Annotated in this window: 2 pseudogenes; one reads left to right on the top strand and one right to left on the bottom strand. The window is 64.5% G+C overall.

The annotated features are described in order from the left end of the window. Positions 1 to 454 (top strand): annotated as a pseudogene (locus CXQ97_RS21010) (branched-chain amino acid ABC transporter permease); the annotation flags it as partial. A 5-nt stretch (positions 455 to 459) separates the two neighbouring features. Here CXQ97_RS21010 and CXQ97_RS21005 read toward each other — a convergent pair. Continuing rightward, positions 460 to 612: pseudogene (locus CXQ97_RS21005) on the bottom strand (ParA family protein); the annotation flags it as partial.

The raw sequence follows: 612 nt of genomic DNA, 5'->3' as shown, positions 1-612 counted from the left end.
CGGGATGCTGCTGATCTGGCGCGTGATCAACTCGCCGTACGGCATGATCCTGCGCTCAATCCGCGAGAACGAGAACCGCGCCATTTCCCTGGGCTATTCGGTGTCGCGCTACAAGCTCGGCGCGTTCGTCATGTCCGCCGCCTTGGCCGGACTGGCTGGCGGACTGAAGGCGCTGGTGTTCCAGTTCGCCACGCTGACCGATGTCAGCTGGCAGATGTCCGCCGAGGTGGTGCTGATGCCCCTCATCGGCGGCATCGGCACGCTGGTCGGGCCGATCTTCGGCGCCGCGCTGGTGACCAGCCTGGGCAACTACTTCGCCACCTCGGAGCTACCGGTGACGCTAGTCACCGGCATCATCTTCATGGTCTGCGTACTGGTATTCCGCCGCGGGATGATCGGCGAACTCTATGCCTCGCGGCTGGGCAAGAAGCTGGAGCGGCGCGCCGAGGACTGATTTCCTCAGCCGGCAGACTCGAGCAGGTCGTGCAGCTCGACGAACTGCTGGCTGAGCTTGTGCCGCGGATCCAGGTACACCAGCGGCGTACAGGCCTGGTGCGACTCGCGCATCTTCACCGAACTCATCAGGTTGATCGGCAGCACCGGCAGGCCTTC

This window comes from Arthrobacter sp. B0490 (genome assembly GCF_002929355.1).
Classification (GTDB): Bacteria; Actinomycetota; Actinomycetes; order Actinomycetales; family Micrococcaceae; genus Arthrobacter_D.
This window is presented reverse-complemented; position numbering and strand designations above follow the sequence as displayed.